This is a genomic window from Prauserella aidingensis (genome assembly GCF_024171865.1).
Taxonomy (GTDB): Bacteria; Actinomycetota; Actinomycetes; order Mycobacteriales; family Pseudonocardiaceae; genus Prauserella; species Prauserella aidingensis.
Genome location: NZ_JAMTCN010000005.1, coordinates 147,390 through 163,523, shown reverse-complemented (window position 1 = coordinate 163,523; position 16,134 = coordinate 147,390). Strand labels below are relative to the sequence as shown.

The 16,134-nt window shown below is 69.4% G+C and carries 16 protein-coding genes; all 16 read right to left on the bottom strand.

Features of this window, described 5'->3' with window-relative positions:
- Nucleotides 1–7: 7 nt before the first annotated feature.
- A complete protein-coding gene (nuoK, locus tag LY13_RS08455; protein ID WP_253827746.1) occupies nt 8–307 on the bottom strand; it encodes an NADH-quinone oxidoreductase subunit NuoK in 300 nt (99 codons plus the stop codon).
- Nucleotides 304–1,206: an NADH-quinone oxidoreductase subunit J gene (locus LY13_RS08450; RefSeq protein WP_253827745.1), complete on the bottom strand. Its 903-nt coding sequence runs from the start codon at nt 1,204–1,206 to the stop codon at nt 304–306. The genes nuoK and LY13_RS08450 overlap by 4 nt, the downstream gene beginning before the upstream one ends.
- The gene (gene nuoI, locus LY13_RS08445) at nt 1,203–1,769 is read right to left on the bottom strand and encodes an NADH-quinone oxidoreductase subunit NuoI (RefSeq protein ID WP_253827744.1); all 567 of its coding nucleotides are present in this window, start codon (nt 1,767–1,769) and stop codon (nt 1,203–1,205) included. The genes LY13_RS08450 and nuoI overlap by 4 nt, the downstream gene beginning before the upstream one ends.
- The gene (gene nuoH, locus LY13_RS08440; RefSeq protein ID WP_253827743.1) at nt 1,756–3,129 is read right to left on the bottom strand and encodes an NADH-quinone oxidoreductase subunit NuoH; all 1,374 of its coding nucleotides are present in this window, start codon (nt 3,127–3,129) and stop codon (nt 1,756–1,758) included. Before nuoH ends, nuoI begins: the two co-directional genes overlap by 14 nt.
- Nucleotides 3,129–5,675, bottom strand: a complete 2,547-nt coding sequence (locus tag LY13_RS08435; RefSeq protein WP_253827742.1) for an NADH-quinone oxidoreductase subunit G — start codon at nt 5,673–5,675, stop codon at nt 3,129–3,131. The genes nuoH and LY13_RS08435 overlap by 1 nt, the downstream gene beginning before the upstream one ends.
- Nucleotides 5,672–7,027, bottom strand: a complete 1,356-nt coding sequence (nuoF, locus tag LY13_RS08430; protein WP_253827870.1) for an NADH-quinone oxidoreductase subunit NuoF — start codon at nt 7,025–7,027, stop codon at nt 5,672–5,674. The genes LY13_RS08435 and nuoF overlap by 4 nt, the downstream gene beginning before the upstream one ends.
- A 109-nt stretch (nt 7,028–7,136) precedes the next feature.
- Complete coding sequence (gene nuoE, locus LY13_RS08425) at nt 7,137–7,910, bottom strand: NADH-quinone oxidoreductase subunit NuoE (RefSeq protein WP_253827741.1); 774 nt, start codon at nt 7,908–7,910, stop codon at nt 7,137–7,139.
- A complete protein-coding gene (locus LY13_RS08420) occupies nt 7,907–9,280 on the bottom strand; it encodes an NADH-quinone oxidoreductase subunit D (protein WP_253827740.1) in 1,374 nt (457 codons plus the stop codon). Before LY13_RS08420 ends, nuoE begins: the two co-directional genes overlap by 4 nt.
- Complete coding sequence (locus LY13_RS08415) at nt 9,277–9,435, bottom strand: hypothetical protein (protein ID WP_253827739.1); 159 nt, start codon at nt 9,433–9,435, stop codon at nt 9,277–9,279. The genes LY13_RS08420 and LY13_RS08415 overlap by 4 nt, the downstream gene beginning before the upstream one ends.
- A complete protein-coding gene (locus tag LY13_RS08410; protein WP_253827738.1) occupies nt 9,432–10,190 on the bottom strand; it encodes an NADH-quinone oxidoreductase subunit C in 759 nt (252 codons plus the stop codon). The genes LY13_RS08415 and LY13_RS08410 overlap by 4 nt, the downstream gene beginning before the upstream one ends.
- 9 nt (nt 10,191–10,199) lie before the next feature.
- Nucleotides 10,200–10,748: a NuoB/complex I 20 kDa subunit family protein gene (locus tag LY13_RS08405; RefSeq protein ID WP_253827737.1), complete on the bottom strand. Its 549-nt coding sequence runs from the start codon at nt 10,746–10,748 to the stop codon at nt 10,200–10,202.
- A 6-nt stretch (nt 10,749–10,754) separates the two neighbouring features.
- Nucleotides 10,755–11,162, bottom strand: a complete 408-nt coding sequence (locus LY13_RS08400) for an NADH-quinone oxidoreductase subunit A (protein WP_253827868.1) — start codon at nt 11,160–11,162, stop codon at nt 10,755–10,757.
- 535 nt (nt 11,163–11,697) lie between these two features.
- Nucleotides 11,698–12,969 carry a geranylgeranyl reductase family protein gene (locus tag LY13_RS08395; RefSeq protein WP_253827736.1) on the bottom strand — a complete coding sequence of 424 codons (1,272 nt, stop codon included), beginning with the start codon at nt 12,967–12,969 and terminating at the stop codon, nt 11,698–11,700.
- Entirely contained in the window at nt 12,966–13,709 is a 744-nt protein-coding gene (locus tag LY13_RS08390; protein WP_253827735.1) for a class I SAM-dependent methyltransferase, read from the bottom strand. The genes LY13_RS08395 and LY13_RS08390 overlap by 4 nt, the downstream gene beginning before the upstream one ends.
- Before the next feature lie 197 nt (nt 13,710–13,906).
- Entirely contained in the window at nt 13,907–14,644 is a 738-nt protein-coding gene (locus LY13_RS08385; RefSeq protein WP_253827867.1) for an ESX secretion-associated protein EspG, read from the bottom strand.
- A gap of 5 nt (nt 14,645–14,649) precedes the next feature.
- Nucleotides 14,650–16,089, bottom strand: coding sequence for a hypothetical protein (locus LY13_RS08380; RefSeq protein ID WP_253827734.1), 1,440 nt, complete (start codon nt 16,087–16,089; stop codon nt 14,650–14,652).
- Between the last annotated feature and the right edge of the window lie 45 nt (nt 16,090–16,134).

Genomic DNA, 16,134 nt, shown 5'->3' with positions numbered 1-16,134 from the left:
GCCCTGTTCAGTACTTCAGGAGGTTGGTGTCGTCGATGGAGGCGGACCGGCGGGTGCGGAAGATCGCCATGATGATGGCCAGTCCGACCACGACCTCCGCTGCGGCCACGACCATCACGAAGAACGCCATGACCTGTCCGTCGAGGTCGGCGTTGATGCGCGCGAACGTGACGAGCGACAGGTTCACGGCGTTGAGCATCAGCTCGATGCACATGAACACGACGATCGCGTTGCGCCGCACCAGTACGCCGACTGCGCCGATGCTGAACAGCAGCGCCGACAGCAGCAGGTAGTACGTCGGGGTCATGCCTTGTCCTCCGTGGCCGTCGCCGCGGCGCCCGCGGGCGCGTCGCCGTCACCGGTGCCGTCCTCGGGGTCGAGGAGCGCGTGCGTGTCCGGTCCGGCCGCGCGGCTCTCGAGCTGCTTGCGGTGGGCCTGGAGTTGCGCCGTCGGGGTCGATTCGATGAGCGACGACAGCGACTCCGGCGCGATCGACCCGTCGGGCAGCAGCGCGGGCGTGGCGACGGAGTTGGACGTCGCGTACACGCCGGGTCCGGGCTTCGGCGAGGGGCGTTCGTACTCGCCACGGAACCGCGCCTCGACGAGGTCACGCTGGCTGCGTTTGCCCTGCTTCGAGTGCCGGTCGGTGAACGCGAGGACCATCGCGCCGACCGCAGCGGTGATCAGCAACGCCGACGTGAGCTCGAACGGGAAGAGGTAGTCCTGGAAGATCACGCGGGCGAGTCCGCCCGCGCCGCCGCCTTCCGGCGTCCACGGGTTCATCGCGGGCGCGGGCGGCACGTCGGTGAGCGCGCGGGTGAGCGCACCCGCGAGCACGCCGGCGATGCCGATGCCGAGCACCGCGGCCATGAGCCGTTGGCCGCGCAGCACTTCCAGCACCGAGTCCGACGACTCCCTGCCGACCATCATCAGCACGAACAGGAAGAGCATCATGATCGCGCCGGTGTAGACGATGATCTGTGTGAAGCCGAGGAACGGCGCCTGCTGGAGCATGTAGAGCATTCCCAGCGACAGCATCGTCATCACGAGCCACAACGCCGAGTGCACCGCGTTGCGCGCGAAGATCATGCAGAGCGCGCCGGCCACCGCGATCGGGCCGAGCACCCAGAACGCGACGGCCTCGCCGGTCGACACCGTCGCGTCGGCCCCGGCCTGGGCCAGCACCAGCGGCGTCTCCGTCCTCATCGGACCGCCTCCTCGGTGTCGGTCTCGACCGTCTCCTGTTCCGGAACCCCGCGGCCACGGGCCAGTTCCGGGCCGTTGACGTAGTAGTCCTGCTCGTCGTCACCGAGACGCATCGGGTGCGGCGGCTGCTCCATGCCGGGCAGCAGTGGGGCGAGCAGGTCCTCCTTCGTCCAGATGAGGTCCTGCCGGTTGTCGTCGGCGAGCTCGTAGAAGTTGATCATCGTGAGGGACCGCGTGGGGCACGCCTCGACGCACAGTCCACAACCGATGCAGCGCAGATAGTTGATCTGGTAATCCGCGCCGTAGCGTTCACCGGGCGAGTACCGCGCCTCCTCGGTGTTGTCGCCGCCTTCGACGAAGATCGCGTCGGCGGGGCACGCCCACGCGCACAACTCGCAGCCGACACACTTCTCGAGGCCGTCGGGATGGCGGTTCAGCTGGTGCCTGCCGTGGTACCGCGGGGCGGCGGGAGCGCCGATCTCCGGGTACTCCTCGGTGGCGACCTTCTTGAACATCATCCCGAAGGTGACGCCGAATCCCTTGACCGGATCAAAGATCCCCATGGGACTCTCCTTCCTTCGAGCCTTCACCGGGCGCGCCCGCCGCCTGCGGACTCAACTCCGCCTGTTGCTTCTCCTCGGACCTGCGCCTGGCCTCGACGGCCTTCCGGCGCGGCGTGGTCTCCGGGACCTTCAGATCCAGCGGCGGCACCGGGTGGCCGCCGCCACTCGTCGTCACGACGCCCTCGTCCTCCGGGATCTCCTTCTCCGGGATCAGCAGCATCAGCAGGACGACCACGACGATCGCCACGCCACCGATGATGAGGATCTGCCCGGTGGACACGCCCTCGGCGTTGCGCAGCGCGCGGACCGTGGCGATCAGCAGCAGCCACACCAGCGCGGCAGGCACCAGGACCTTCCAGCCCAGCTTCATGAACTGGTCGTAGCGGAACCGGGGCAGCGTGCCGCGCAGCCAGATGAAGCCGAAGAGGATCACGCACATCTTCGCCAGGAACCACAGGGCGGGCCACCAGCCCTGGTTGATCGCGGCGTCGGCGCCGAAGAAGGGGAACATCCCGCCGCCGAGGAACAGTGTCGTCGCGAACGCCGACACGATCACCATGTTCGAGTACTCGGCGAGGAAGAACATCGCGAACTTCATCGAGCTGTACTCGGTGTGGAACCCGCCGACCAGCTCGGACTCCGCCTCGGGGAGGTCGAACGGGGCGCGGTTGGTCTCGCCGACCATCGAGATCAGATAGATGACGAAACTCGGCAACAGCAGGTAGAAGTACCAACCGCCTTCGGCCTGCGCAGCGACGATGCCGCTGGTGGCCATCGACTGCGAGTACAGCACCACGCCGATGATCGACAGGCCCATCGCGATCTCGTACGAGATGACCTGCGCCGCCGACCGCAGTCCGCCGAGCAGCGGGTAGGGCGACCCGGAGGCCCAGCCGCCGAGCACGATGCCGTACACGCCGATCGACGCGCCCGCGAGCACGAGCAGCACGCTGACCGGGAGTTCGATCAGCTGCAACACGGTGCGTTCACCGAAGATCGTCACCTCGCCGCCGAACGGGATCGCGGCGAGGCCGATCAGCGCGGGCACGACCGCGATCACCGGCGCGAGGAAGTAGATCTTCCGGTCGGCCGTGTCGGGAATGACCTGTTCCTTGAACGGCAGTTTGATCGCGTCGGCGAGGGACTGCAGCATGCCGAACGGGCCGACGCGGTTCGGACCGGGCCGGTTCTGCATCCGGCCGACGGTCTTCCGCTCGCCGACGATGAGCACGACCGTGAAGATCGGGCCGATCAGCATGACCACGACGGCCTTGAGCAGGATCAGCCACAACGGGTCGTCGGCGAGCAGTTCCGCCCGGTTGATGGGCTCCGTGGCCGCCTGCGCGAGAAACGGCGTCATCACCGGTCACCTCCGGCGATGTCGACGACCGCGCCGTGTCCGGCGCCGAGGGTGGCGCGGAGTTTCGAGCCCGGCGAGTTCCCGGGGAGCCAGACGACGCCGTCGGGCAGGTCGGTCACCTCGACGGGCAGCGTCACCGACCCGCGGTCGGTCGACACCGTCACGTGGTCGCCGAGGCCGTCGGCGGTCGCGCGGGACATGCGGGCGACGACGCGCCGGGCGGTACCCGCGAGCGCGGGTTCGTCGATCTGCAGCGAGCCGTCGTCGATGAGTTGCCGCCACGTCGCCAGCAGCGCCTGCCCGTCCCCGGGTGCAGGCGGTTCGGCCGACGCCCCCGGGGGCACCTTGGTTGCACTGAGTGCAACCGAAGTGCCCTTGGGGGCAGTTCCCTCGTGAGCGCCGAGTCGGTCGAGGTCGCCGCGTGCGGCGTCGGCGGTCTGGGTGAACAGGTCGGCGTCCATCTCGACGCCGAGCGTGTCGAGGACCCGGCTGTCGGCGAGTGCGCCCGTGCCGTCGAGCGTCACGGTGAACGGCCTGCGGCGGCCCTCCCAGTTGACGAACGTGCCGCTCTTCTCGTCGACCGGCGCGATCGGCAGCACCACGTCGGCGTACGGCGTGACCGTGCTCGGCAGCAGTTCCAGCGAGACGACGAACCCGGCCGCATCGAACGCCTTGCGGGCCAGCGCCGGGTCGGGCAGGTCGTCGAGGTCGACGCCACCGACGAGCAGGCCGTCCAGGTCGCGCGTGACGATCGCGTTCAACATCCCCGTCACGTCGCGGCCCGGTTCCGCGGGCAACGTCCCGGGTTCGATCCCCCAGTGGCGTTCCACCTCCGAGCGGGCGTCGGCGTCGGTGACGGGCCGCCCACCGGGCAGCAGCGTCGGCAGCGTGCCCGCCTCGACGGCGCCGCGTTCGCCCGCCCGGCGCGGGATCCACGCGAGACGTGCGCCCGTGCGTTCGGCCAGCCGGTGCAGCGCCGTCGGCAGGCCCGGCACCTCGGCGGCGCGTTCGCCGACGAGCACGACCGCACCCTCGGAACGCAGCGCCTCGTCGACGTCCGGGGCGTGCTGGGCGATGCCGTCGACGGCACCCGCCTCACCGCCGGGGGCACAGGCGAGCAGTTCCCCGAAGGTCTTCTCCACCGCGGGCGACGCCCATTGTCCGATGTGGACCACCTTGACGTCGTTCGCGCGCGCACCCTTGCGCAGCCGCAGGAAGACGGCGGGCGCCTCCTCCTCCGGTTCGAGGGCGACACACAGCGCGATCGGCGCCTTCTCCAGGTCGGCGAACGTCACGCCGCCTCCGGCCGGGCCGCCGTCGGCCGCCACCCGGGAGGCGAGGAAGTCCAGTTCCTCGGCCGAGTGCGCCCGTGCGCGATGGTCGACGTCGTGCGTGCGCAGCGCCACGCGCGCGAACTTGCTGTAGGCGTAGGCGTCCTCGAGCGTCACCCGGCCACCGGGTAGCACCCCGACGCCCTTGCCGTCACGTGCCTTCGCCAGCCCGTCGGCCGCCGCGCGGAGCGCCTCGGTCCACGACGCCTCCTCCAGTTCCCCGGTCTCGGCGTTGCGCACCTGCGGCCTGCGGATGCGCTGCTCCGCGGTGGCGTAACGGAAGGCGAACCTGCCCTTGTCGCAGATCCACTCCTCGTTGACCTCGGGGTCGTCGCCCGCGAGCTTGCGCATGACCTTGCCGCGGCGGAAGTCCGTCCGCTCCGCACAGCCGGACGAGCAGTGCTCGCACACGCTCGGCGTCGACACCAGGTCGAACGGCCGCGAACGGAAACGGTACTGGGCGCTGGTGAGCGCACCGACCGGGCAGATCTGGATCGTGTTGCCGGAGAAGTACGACTGGAACGGCTGGCCGCCCGCCGAAGCACTCTTTCCCGCTGAGGCGGAATCGGACTCCGACGTGTGTGAGGCGGCGTCGAGCACGTCCGCCGTCTCCGCGGTGCCGATCTGCTGGTGGGCGCCCCGCTCGAGCAGGTCGATGAACGGGTCGCCCGCGATCTGGTCGGAGAACCGGGTGCAGCGCTGGCACAACACGCAGCGCTCCCGGTCGAGCAGTACCTGCGACGAGATCGGCAGCGGCTTCGGGAACGTGCGCTTCTTGTCGACGAACCGTGAATCGGTGCGGCCGTGGGCCATCGCCTGGTTCTGCAGCGGGCATTCCCCGCCCTTGTCGCAGATCGGGCAGTCCAGCGGGTGGTTGATGAGCAGCAGCTCCATCACACCCTGCTGGGCCTTGTCGGCGACCTCCGACGTCACCTGCGTCTTGACGACCATGCCGTCGGCGACCGTCATCGTGCACGAGGCCTGCGGCTTCGGCATCGGACGGCCGTTCATCTCCACCTCGACGAGGCACTGCCGGCACGCGCCCGCCGGGTCGAGCAGCGGGTGGTCGCAGAACCGCGGGATCACCGTGCCGAGCCGCTCGGCGGTGCGGATCAGCAGCTCACCCTTCGGTGCGACGACCTCCTCGCCGTCGATGGTGAGCTTGACGTACCCCTCCGGTACGTCCACATCGGACTTCTCCGGTGCCACGGTCATGCCTGTGCTCCAACCGGTTGCGCGGCCTGGGACTCACTGCCGGGCGCGGGTTCCGGGGACGCGACCGCCCCGGCCGCCCGCGCGGGCCTGTTCGACTCGCACAGCGCGAGGAACTCGTCACGGAAGTACTTGATGCCACTCTGGATCGGGCTGACCGCGGCGTCGCCGAGCGCGCAGAACGACCGTCCGCCGATGTTGTCGCAGACGTCCAGCAGCGTGTCGATGTCTTCCTCGCTGCCCCGGCCGTCGACCATGCGCTCGAGAACCTGCGCCAGCCAGAACGTGCCCTCACGGCACGGCGTGCACTTGCCGCAGGACTCGTGCTCGTAGAACTGCGTCCACTTCATCACGGCCCACGGCACCGACACCGTCTCGTTGAACACCTGCACCGCCGTCGTGCCCAGCATCGAACCGGCCTCGGCAGCGCCCTCGAAGTCCAGCGGCACGTCCAGGTGGTCGGCGGTGAACAGCGGCGTCGACGAACCGCCCGGCGTCCAGAACTTCAGCGGGATGCCGCCGGACATCCCGCCGCACATCTCGAGCAACTCCCGCAGCGTCGTACCGAGCGGCGCCTCGTACTGGCCGGGACGCTCGACGTGGCCGGACACCGAGTAGATCTTCGGCCCGGGCGACTTCTCGCTGCCCATCGCACGGAACCAGTCGGAACCGCCGTTGATGATCGACGGGACCGTCGCGATCGTCTCCACGTTGTTGACCGTCGTCGGCGCCGCGTACAGCCCCGACGCCGCGGGGAACGGCGGCTTCAGCCGCGGCTGGCCACGACGGCCCTCGAGCGAGTCGAGCAGCGCCGTCTCCTCGCCGCAGATGTAGGCACCCGCACCCGCGTGCACCGTCATCTCCAGGTCGAACCCCGAACCGAGGATGTCGTGACCCAGGTAGCCGGCCTGCTTCGCCTCGCGGACGGCCGCGTGCAGCCTCCGTATCGGATGCAGCGCCTCACCGCGGACGTAGATGAAACAGTGGTGCGAGCGCATCGCGTACGCCGCGATGATGCAACCCTCGATCAGCGCGTGCGGGTCCGCCATCATCAGCGGAATGTCCTTGCACGTACCGGGTTCACCCTCGTCGGCGTTGATCACCAGGTAGTGCGGCTTCTCCTCGTCCTTCGGCATGAAGCCCCACTTCACACCCGACGGGAACCCCGCACCACCACGACCGCGCAGGCCCGCATCCTTCACGAGCTGGATGACCTGGTCCGGCGATCCGCTCAGCGCCTTCCGCATCGCGGTGTAGCCCTCGAGCTTCTCGTACGTCTCCAACCGCCACGACTGCGGCGACAACCAGCGCTTCGTGAGCACCGGCGTCAACGGAGCCTTCTCCGGGCCGTTCATCGCGCCTCCAGCGGGAAAGCGTGCTTCGGCGTTCATTTCGCCTCCACCTGTGTCCTGCGGAGCTCCGCACCCGGTCGGCTCCATGAACAAACGAGCACACGATGGTCGTTCATTTCGCCTCCACCTCCGGCAGCGGCACGTCCTCCGGCGCAGCAGGCGCCGTCCAGTTGCGGTCCGCGGCCAGCTGGGCGCCGCGGACCGTTTCGACAGCCTGCGACGGTCCGTCCACATCGGTCCAGAACTCGTCGTCGTCCTCGGGAAGCAGCCCCGCCAGGCGCCGCTCCACGGTCTTGAAGTCCGACAGCGGCGCGCCGCGCGTCGGGTGCGGTTTGTCCCCGCGCCGCAACGCGTCGACCAGTTCGACCGCGCTGTCCTCGGTCTGGTTGTCGAAGTACTCGTAGTTGACCTGCAGCACCGGCGCCAGGTCACACGCCGCGAGACACTCGGCGTGTTCGAGCATCACCGAGCCGCTCTCCCCCGGCGTGCCCGCCACGTCCTCGTGGCCGAGCGGCGCACCCTCCGAGCCGAGGTGCTGCTGCAGCCGCTTGTAGATCGCGTCGCCGCCCATCGCCGCGCACAGCGTGTTCGTGCACACGCTCACCAGGTGCTCGCCGCACGGCCTGCGCTTGTACATCGTGTAGAACGTCGCGACCGCCGCGACCTCGGCCTCCGACAGCCCGAGCTGCTGCGCACAGAACGTCATGCCCTCCTGGCTGACGTACCCCTCGACCGACTGCACCAGATGCAGCAACGGCAACAACGCGGACCGCGACTGCGGATAGCGCGAGATCAACTCGCGTGCCTCCGCGACCGTGTCCTCGCCGAACGTGGTCGACGTCGTCGAGGCTCCGCCGTCGGCGGGGCCGCCCTTCGGACTACTCATCGGTCCACTCCCCCCATCACCGGGTCGATCGATGCGACGGCCGCGATGACGTCGGCGACCAGGCCGCCCTCCGACATCGCCGGCATCGCCTGGAGGTTCACGAAGCTCGGTTCGCGCACGTGGACCCGCGCGGGCCGCGTGCCGCCGTCGGAGACGAGGTGGAACCCGAGCTCACCGCGCGGCGACTCGACCGTCGAGTACACCTGACCCGGCGGCACCCGGAAGCCCTCGGTGACCAGCTTGAAGTGGTGGATCAGCGATTCCATCGACTGGCCCATGATCTTGCGGACGTGGTCGAGCGAGTTGCCCATGCCGTCGCTCGAGACCGACAACTGCGCGGGCCACGCGATCTTGCGGTCCTCGACCATCACCGGACCGGGCTCCAACTTCTCCAGCACCTGCCGGATGATCCGCACCGACTGGCGCATCTCCTCGACGCGGAGCAGGTAGCGGGCCCAGCAGTCGGCGTCGGTCGACGTCGGCACCTCGAAGTCGAACTCGTCGTAGCAGGAGTACGGATCCGTCTTGCGCAGATCCCACGCCACACCCGCCGAACGCAGCACCGGACCCGTGACGCCGAGCGCCAGGCACGCGTCCAACGGCAGGTAGCCCACGCCCTTGAGCCGGTTACGCCAGATCGGCTGGCCCGTGAAGAGCTTGTCGTACAGCGGCAGCCGCTCGTCCATCACCTTGCAGAACTCGGTGACTTTCTCGACGAAGTCCTCCGGCATGTCCTGCGCCAGCCCGCCGGGCCGGATGAACGCGTGGTTCATCCGCAGTCCCGTCAGGTGCTCGAGCAGGTGCAGCACCTCTTCGCGCTCGCGGAAACCGAGCGTCATCGCCGTCGTGGCACCGAGCTCCATACCGCCGGTGGCGATGTAGACGAAGTGCGAACCGATGCGGTTGATCTCCATGAGCAGCACCCGCAACAGCTGCGCCCGGCGAGGAACCTCGAGTTCGAGCAGCTTCTCCACCGCGAGGCAGTAGCCCATCTCGTTGAACAGTGGAGACAGGTAGTCCATGCGCGTCACGAACGTGACGCCCTGCGTCCACGTGCGGTACTCGCAGTTCTTCTCGATACCCGTGTGCAGGTAGCCGATCACCGACCGGAGCTGGGTGACGGTCTCGCCCTCCATCTCCAGCACCAGCCGCAGCACGCCGTGCGTCGACGGGTGCTGCGGGCCCATGTTGATGACCATGCGCTCGTCGTGCGAGGCGTCCGACAGCACGTCGTCCCAGTCACCGCCGCTGACCGTGTAGACCGGGCCCTCGGTGGTCTCCCGCGGCTCGGCGTACGGAGCGCTGTCCGACCCCTCCGGGCTCGTGTCCGTGCCGGTGGACACGTCGGCGATGTTGTCGCTAGTGGTCATGGCGCCTCCAGCGGGAAGAAAGCGGACTGTGCTTCCCGCGCCTCCAGCGGGAACACGTACTTCGGCGGCATCTCCCGCGCCTCCAGCGGGAACACGTACTTCGGCGGCATCTCCCGCGCCTCCAGCGGGAACACGTACTTCGGCGGAAAGCTCACGAGTACGACCTCCGCGTGTCCGGCGGCGGGATCTCCGCGCCCTTGTACTCCACGGGGATGCCGCCGAGCGGGTAGTCCTTGCGCTGCGGATGCCCTTCCCAGTCGTCGGGCATGAGGATGCGGGTCAGCGCGGGGTGGCCGTCGTAGACGATGCCGAACATGTCGTAGGCCTCGCGCTCGTGCCAGTCCGCCGTCGGGTGGACCTCCACAATGGACGGCACGTGCGGGTCCTCGACGTCCATCGTCACCTCGAGACGGATGCGACGGCGGTACGTCATCGACAGCAGGTGGTACACCGAGTGCAGCCGCTGCGGCACGTCCTCGCCGTAGTCCACACCGGACACCGAGCTGCACACCTCGAAGCGCAGCCCCTCGTCGTCGCGCAGCACGCGGCACATCGCGACGAGATGCTCGCGGTCGACGTAGAAGGTGATCTCGCCGCGGTCCACGGTCACCTGCAGGATCGCCTCGGCGGGAATGCCGTTGTCGGCGAGCGCGGCGTAGAACTCGTCGGCGAAGTCGTCGAACCAGCCGCCGTACGGGCGTTCCGCGGGCGGCGGCGAGTAGGCGGGCAGGCGCAGTCCGCCGTAGCCCGACGTGTCGCCGCTGCCGGAGACACCGAACATGCCCCTGCGTTCGTGACCGGCGACCACCCGTGCCGGTTCGGCACCGCGCGGCTCGAGGCCTCCCTCGGGCCGTTCGGCGCTCGAGTTCTCGCCACCGGTGCGCGGGTTCTGCGTGTCCTCGTCAGCCATGGCCTCGCCCTACTTCTTCGCGTACTTGACGGACGACGGGATGATCTCGGTCTTCGCGCCGCTCTCCTCGCGCAACTGCGCGCGGCGGGCGTTGATCGGCTCGTCCTGGACCTTCGCGTGCAGCTTGAGAATCGCGTCGAGCAGCATCTCCGGCCGCGGCGGGCAGCCAGGCAGGTACATGTCGACCGGCACGATGTGGTCGACGCCCTGCACGACCGCGTAGTTGTTGAACATGCCGCCGGACGAGGCGCACACGCCCATCGCGAGCACCCAGCGCGGCTCGGCCATCTGGTCGTAGATCTGGCGCAGGACCGGCGCCATCTTCTGCGTCACCCGGCCCGCGACGATCATCAGGTCGGCCTGCCGGGGCGTCGCGCTGAAGCGCTCCATGCCGAACCGCGCGAGGTCGTACCGCGATCCGCCACTGGTCATCATCTCGATGGCGCAGCACGCGAGACCGAACGTCGCGGGCCACATCGAGTTCTTGCGCGCCCAGTTGACGACACCCTCGAGCGACGTCAGCAGGATTCCGTTGGGGAGTTTCTCCTCGAGACCCATGGCGCATCAGTTCCAATCCAGGCCGCCGCGGCGCCACACGTAGAAGTCGGCGATGAAGAAGGTCGCGATGAACAGTGCCACCGCGCCCAGACCCCACAACCCGAGCGCGTCCGCGGCGATGGCGTACGGGAAGAGGAAGACCATCTCGATGTCGAAGAGGATGAACAGCATCGCCGTGACGTAGTAGGCGACAGGCATCCGGCCCGCGCCCGCGATCGGCTGCGGCGACGGTTCGATCCCGCATTCGTAGGCGGCCGTCTTGGCCTTGTTGTAGCGGCTGGGGCCGACGAGCGGGCCCAGCAGCACGGAGAAGACGCCGAAGCCTGCCGCGAGAACGATCAGCAGCACCAGGGGCAGGTAGATCCCGATGCCCGCGGCCGCCTCCTGGGCCAGTACCTGCCCGCCGGCCAGCACCTGGTCGGCCGGAGTCTCCGTGAGACCAGGGCCTGTCGGCGCGTGCTCGGCCGGAGCCCGGCTCGCCGAAGCGAATCCGGCCGGCGCGAACGTGACGTTCACTGCGGGCACCATCCTTTCCGCGGCGTTGCGTTCGGACGTATCGGGTGTGCTGCCGGGGTGCCGACCTCGTGACCCGGGCTACGCCCCGGCCACGACGTCGGCGGTGCAGATCACAGTGATCTGCGTGCTCGTGCGTGCGCCCTACGTGGCACGCGCCGCACTGACGTCGTGAAAACGTTCACAAGCACTCCGTCGTGGTTGTGAACCGCTTCACAAAGCATGGGGTCAGTGTAGGACGCGAGTCACACGCTGTCGCTAGCCCCCGGTACATCCCCGGCATATAAGGCAGACCTAAGTCGGCCGCATGTCAGAGGCCCGCTGCGACGGCCACACCTGGCATCACCAGCGCAAAAAGGATCGGGAAGGCAGCGGCCATGTCGATCATGAAAACCGACGTGATCTATCCCACGTGACCCCGCTCCGTGTGGCGGGTTCAGGCACTCGGCGTGACGCGCGACATCGCGGCGATGATGCGGTCCACCGCGTCGCCGCCCTTCGCGTCGTAACACCCCGACAGGCCCTTGTAGACGAGCGGAATGATCGGGTTGACGCGCAGTCCGTACTTCGTGGCCGCGCGCATGACCTTCGGCTTGCCGATGAGCTTGGCGAACGTGTTACCCAGCCGGTAGTAGCCGCCCATCAGCTCCGCCACGGCACGCGGGTAGCCCTCGAGAGCACGTTCCCGCGACGGCCCCTCCGGCCGCGCCAGGGCCTGCAGCACGTGCTCGGCGGCCAGCTGTGCCGACTCCATCGCGGCCGAGATGCCCTCGCCGTTGAACGGGCTGACCATGCCGCCCGCGTCGCCGAGCAGCAGCAGCCCGTCGCGGTAGTGGGGCGTGCGGTTGAAGCCCATCGGCAGGCCCGCGCCGCCGACCTTCCCGACGGCGTTCTCCTCGCGGTAGCCCCATTCCTCGGGCGTGCCGTCGAGCCAGGAACGCAGCAGCTGCCGGTAGTCGATGTTGCGGAACGACTTCGACGTCGACAGCATCCCCAGGCCGACGTTGACCGTGCCGTCGCCGAGGGGGAAGGCCCAGCCGTAGCCGGGCAGCAGCTTCGGGTTCGCGGGGTCCGCGCGATCCCACAGCTCGAGGTGTCCCTCGATGTACTCCTCGTCGTGGCGCGGGCTCGTGTAGTACCGGCGAACGGCGACCCCCATGGGCCGCTTGTCGTCCTTCTCGATGCCGACCGACAGCGCCAGCCGCGCCGACACTCCGTCGCACGCGAGCACCAACGGGGCCCGGTAGCTCACGGGCTGCTTGTCGGGTCCGAACTTGCCTTCGACACCGACGACACGGCCCGTGCGCTCGTCGGTGACCGCGCCGGTGACGGTGGTGCGCTCCTGCAGCCGCGCGCCCGCCTCGACGGCGGTCTGCGCGAGGAGCTCGTCGAAGTCGTGCCGGGTGCGGGCCACGCCGTACGGCGGGTAGCTCGCCAGGTCCGGCCAGTCGAGCTGCAGGTGCAGGTCACCGGTGATGATCCGCAGGCCCTTGCTGAACGTCCAGCCTGCTTCGGGCCTCATGTCCAGGCCGAGGTCGATCAGCTGCTTGACGCCCCGTGGGGTCAGTCCGTCGCCGCAGACCTTGTCGCGCGGGAACGTGGTCTTCTCCAGCAGCAGCACGTCGACGCCCGCCCGGGCGAGGTACGTGGCGACGGTCGATCCCGCCGGCCCTGCTCCGACGACGATGACCTCGGCATCCTGAGTCATGGGTCGATTTTCGCAGGGCTGCCGTGCGGCTCGGGCGCCGGTGGCTGTTCGGGCTCGGGTTTGCGGGCCCGGTGGAGGGCGACGGCGCCGAACGTGAGGTTGAGCCATTCGACCTTCGTCCAGCCCGCCGAGGCGATGACCTCGCCCAGCGACCGCTGGTCGTACCAGGTCAGCATGGACTCGGCGAGATAGCCGTACGCCTCGGGGTTGGAGGCTGCGCGGCGGCCGAGCCAGGTCAGCAGTCGCAGAACGATCTTGCGGTACACGAACCGGATCGGCGCGAACGTCGGCGTCGACACCTCACAGATCACGAGCCTGCCGCCGGGCCTGACGACCCGCATGATCTCGACGAGCGCGGCCTTGGTGTCGACGAAGTTGCGCAGCCCGAAGGACACGGTCACGGCGTCGAACGACTCGTCGGCGAACGGCAGGTGCAGCGCGTCCGCGGCGATCATCGGCAGGCCCCGGTCGCGGCCGTTGCGGAGCATCTCGAGGGAGAAGTCGGCGGCGACGCACCACGCGCCGTCGCGTGCGTACTCCTCGGTGGACACGCCGGTGCCCGCGGCGAGATCCAGCACTCGTTCGCCTTCGCGCGCGTCGAGTGCTCCGGCCGTGGTGGTCCGCCAGCGCCGGTCGAAGCCGAACGTCATCACCGAGTTGGCACGGTCGTAGCCTGCGGCGACGCCGTCGAACATGGCGGCGACCTCGCGAGGATCCTTGTCCAGCGACGCACGAGACATGGTTCGAGACTAGGGGGCCACGCGGAGCGTGTCGCTTTGGGTGGCGGTGGGAGACGGGCGGGCGTAGGGGGCCGCGCGGCAGCGCGTCCTGTTGGGCGGTGGTGGGAGACGGTGGGCCTAGGGGGCCACGCGGAGCGTGTCGCTTTGGGTGGCGGTGGGAGACGGGCGGGCGTAGACGGCCGCGCGGTGCGGCTCGGTCAGGGCAGGGACTGCCAGGTGGCGAGGAACGTCTTCGTCAGGGTGGCGGTGTCGCCGGGCAGGCAGTGGATTCCGCCGTCGGGGTCGGCGAAGGTGACGACGCGGCCACGGTCGCGGATGTCGATGACGGTGAACGGTTTGCTGTTGCGGTACCCGCCGTCGGAGGTGCGGCCTCCCGCGTACACCTGGTGCACGCCCAGGCGTGGGGCTTGCATCGCGTTCTCGAGTTGCTTCGCCGGACTCTGTTTCGCGGCGAACATGTCGTGGTTCTCGTCGCGCTGTTCGAATTCCCGCTTCGTCGTGTGGAGCGGAGGAATGGACGCGGGCGGGTATTCGGGCAGTTCCGAGATGAATCCGTCCACAAGGTCGTCCTCGCCGGTGGTCGCGAGTGTCACGAGGTCACCGTCGACCTGCACGCCGACGGTCACGCCGCCGCCGGAGGCCGCGGCGAACTGCAGTTTCCCGCGGACGGTTTCGCTGTAGCAGTACAGGTCGCGGTCCGGGGAATTCAGCACCCGAAGCGCGACGCGGAATTCACGCGTGGGCGTTTCGCCCGCGGCGAGTCCCAGTTCGGCCAGGACGCGAAAGCATTCCCGGTTCGTCTCGCCCGTGAGGTCCATCGGAACGTATTTCGTGCGCGCGCCGAGGACCGGGTGGGTGTCGCCGAGACCTTCGAGTTCCCACACGTGCAGCAGGGTTTCCCTGCGCAGGACGACGGGACGGTGCAGTACGGCCATGGCGGTCACTCGCCGATGGTCGGCGGGGTGACGACGTGGCCGGTGACCGGGTCGCGAAGCACTTCGCCGTCCTCGGTGAGGGAGAACGCCTCGTCGCTGTCGGCGAGGTACTTGCGCTGGTGCTCCTCGTCCTCGCCGCCCTGGCCGCCGCGGCCCGCGCCGCCCATTCCGCCCATCATTCCGCCGCGGCCACCTGCGGCACCTGCGGCCGAACCGCCACCCGCGGCGGCCGCACCGCCGGAGCCGGCCGGGCCGAAACCGCCGGGAGAGGCTCCGGTCATCCTGCCCGCACCCGGCGCACTGCCACCGGACCCGGGGGCACCACCACCTGCCGAGTAGCCGCCTGCGCCGCCACCCGCACCGGCCGAGTAGCCGCCCGCACGTCCCATGCCGGGCGGGGAGAACCGGCCACCTCCGGTGCCGCCGCCGGACGAACCGCCGGGGCCTGCGCCGGGTGTGCCGGTCGGCCCGAAGCCCGTGTTGCCGAAGCCCGTGGTGCCGGGGGTGTTGCCGTGCGGGCCGAACCCGGTTCCGCCCGGCATTCCGCCACCCGGACCGTTCGGTCCCGGGTAGTTCGCGGCGGGCGGGGTTACCGTGCTCGGCGGGGTGTACCCGGACGTGCCGGTGTTGTCGTTCGACGGCGACGGCGCCGTCGGGACGTGCGACGGGTTCGACGGGTTCGACGACTGGTACCCACCACCGGGCGGCACCGACGTGATGCCGCTCCGGTCCGAACCGCCGACCGAGCCGTCGTACGTGCCGGGGCGGCCGGAGTCCCCGCCGCCGTCCGAGCCGGGGATGTCGATGACGCCCGAGCCCGAGTCCTCGACGGATCCCGAGCGGTCGCGCTCCATGGAGCCGAACTCGCCGCCGAGGTCCTTGATCTGCCCGAAGTCGGCCTGCATGTCGTAGGCGGACCGGTGGACGTTGCCCTCGTAGCCGGAGTACATCGAGCGGGCGGCGTCGACGTCGGCCTTGTACTGGTTGGCCTTGTCCTCGGCGTCGGTGTCCCAGGGCGTGATGGTGTCGACGATGCCCGTCTCGGGCGGCTTGGCGGGCACGTCGGGGAGCCGATTCTTGATGTCCTCGAACTGCCCGGAGTTCGTCGTGAAGTGGTCGGAGTTGCGCTGGTAGACGTCGGACGCGTCCTGCGTCACCTTGATGCTGGACCGGATGGCCTGCGATGCCGCGTCGGCACCTTCACCGGACCAGGAACTCTCCAGCGCCTGCAGCATCTCCTGACCGGCGTTGGCGGCCTGCTCGTTGCCGGAGGCGACGACAGCCATCTCATGGGACGTGGTCTGCCACTTCGCCGAGTCCCCCTCGCGAACGCGGCGCACCAGCTCGTGCAGGTCCATCGCCCCCGAGAACGGGTTGACCTGCTCGATCAGGATCTTGGACTTCTGCTCGGCCAGTTCGTCCTGGGGCCCGAACAACTTCCCCATCGCGTACTCCCCCTTCACCTGCCGCTGTGCAGGCCGGCTCCGACC

Excerpts from the sequence above, each read along its gene's own strand:
- LY13_RS08405 (WP_253827737.1), bottom strand. The coding sequence starts at position 10,748 with ATGGGTCTCGAGGAGAAACTCCCCAACGGAATCCTGCTGACGTCGCTC.
- LY13_RS08390 (WP_253827735.1), bottom strand. The coding sequence starts at position 13,709 with ATGTCTCGTGCGTCGCTGGACAAGGATCCTCGCGAGGTCGCCGCCATG.
- nuoF (WP_253827870.1), bottom strand. The coding sequence starts at position 7,027 with ATGAACGGCCCGGAGAAGGCTCCGTTGACGCCGGTGCTCACGAAGCGC.
- LY13_RS08395 (WP_253827736.1), bottom strand. The coding sequence starts at position 12,969 with ATGACTCAGGATGCCGAGGTCATCGTCGTCGGAGCAGGGCCGGCGGGA.
- LY13_RS08385 (WP_253827867.1), bottom strand. The coding sequence starts at position 14,644 with ATGGCCGTACTGCACCGTCCCGTCGTCCTGCGCAGGGAAACCCTGCTG.
- nuoI (WP_253827744.1), bottom strand. The coding sequence starts at position 1,769 with ATGGGGATCTTTGATCCGGTCAAGGGATTCGGCGTCACCTTCGGGATG.
- LY13_RS08380 (WP_253827734.1), bottom strand. The coding sequence starts at position 16,089 with ATGGGGAAGTTGTTCGGGCCCCAGGACGAACTGGCCGAGCAGAAGTCC.
- nuoH (WP_253827743.1), bottom strand. The coding sequence starts at position 3,129 with ATGACGCCGTTTCTCGCGCAGGCGGCCACGGAGCCCATCAACCGGGCG.
- nuoE (WP_253827741.1), bottom strand. The coding sequence starts at position 7,910 with ATGAGTAGTCCGAAGGGCGGCCCCGCCGACGGCGGAGCCTCGACGACG.
- LY13_RS08410 (WP_253827738.1), bottom strand. The coding sequence starts at position 10,190 with ATGGCTGACGAGGACACGCAGAACCCGCGCACCGGTGGCGAGAACTCG.
- LY13_RS08435 (WP_253827742.1), bottom strand. The coding sequence starts at position 5,675 with ATGACCGTGGCACCGGAGAAGTCCGATGTGGACGTACCGGAGGGGTAC.
- LY13_RS08450 (WP_253827745.1), bottom strand. The coding sequence starts at position 1,206 with ATGAGGACGGAGACGCCGCTGGTGCTGGCCCAGGCCGGGGCCGACGCG.
- LY13_RS08420 (WP_253827740.1), bottom strand. The coding sequence starts at position 9,280 with ATGACCACTAGCGACAACATCGCCGACGTGTCCACCGGCACGGACACG.
- nuoK (WP_253827746.1), bottom strand. The coding sequence starts at position 307 with ATGACCCCGACGTACTACCTGCTGCTGTCGGCGCTGCTGTTCAGCATC.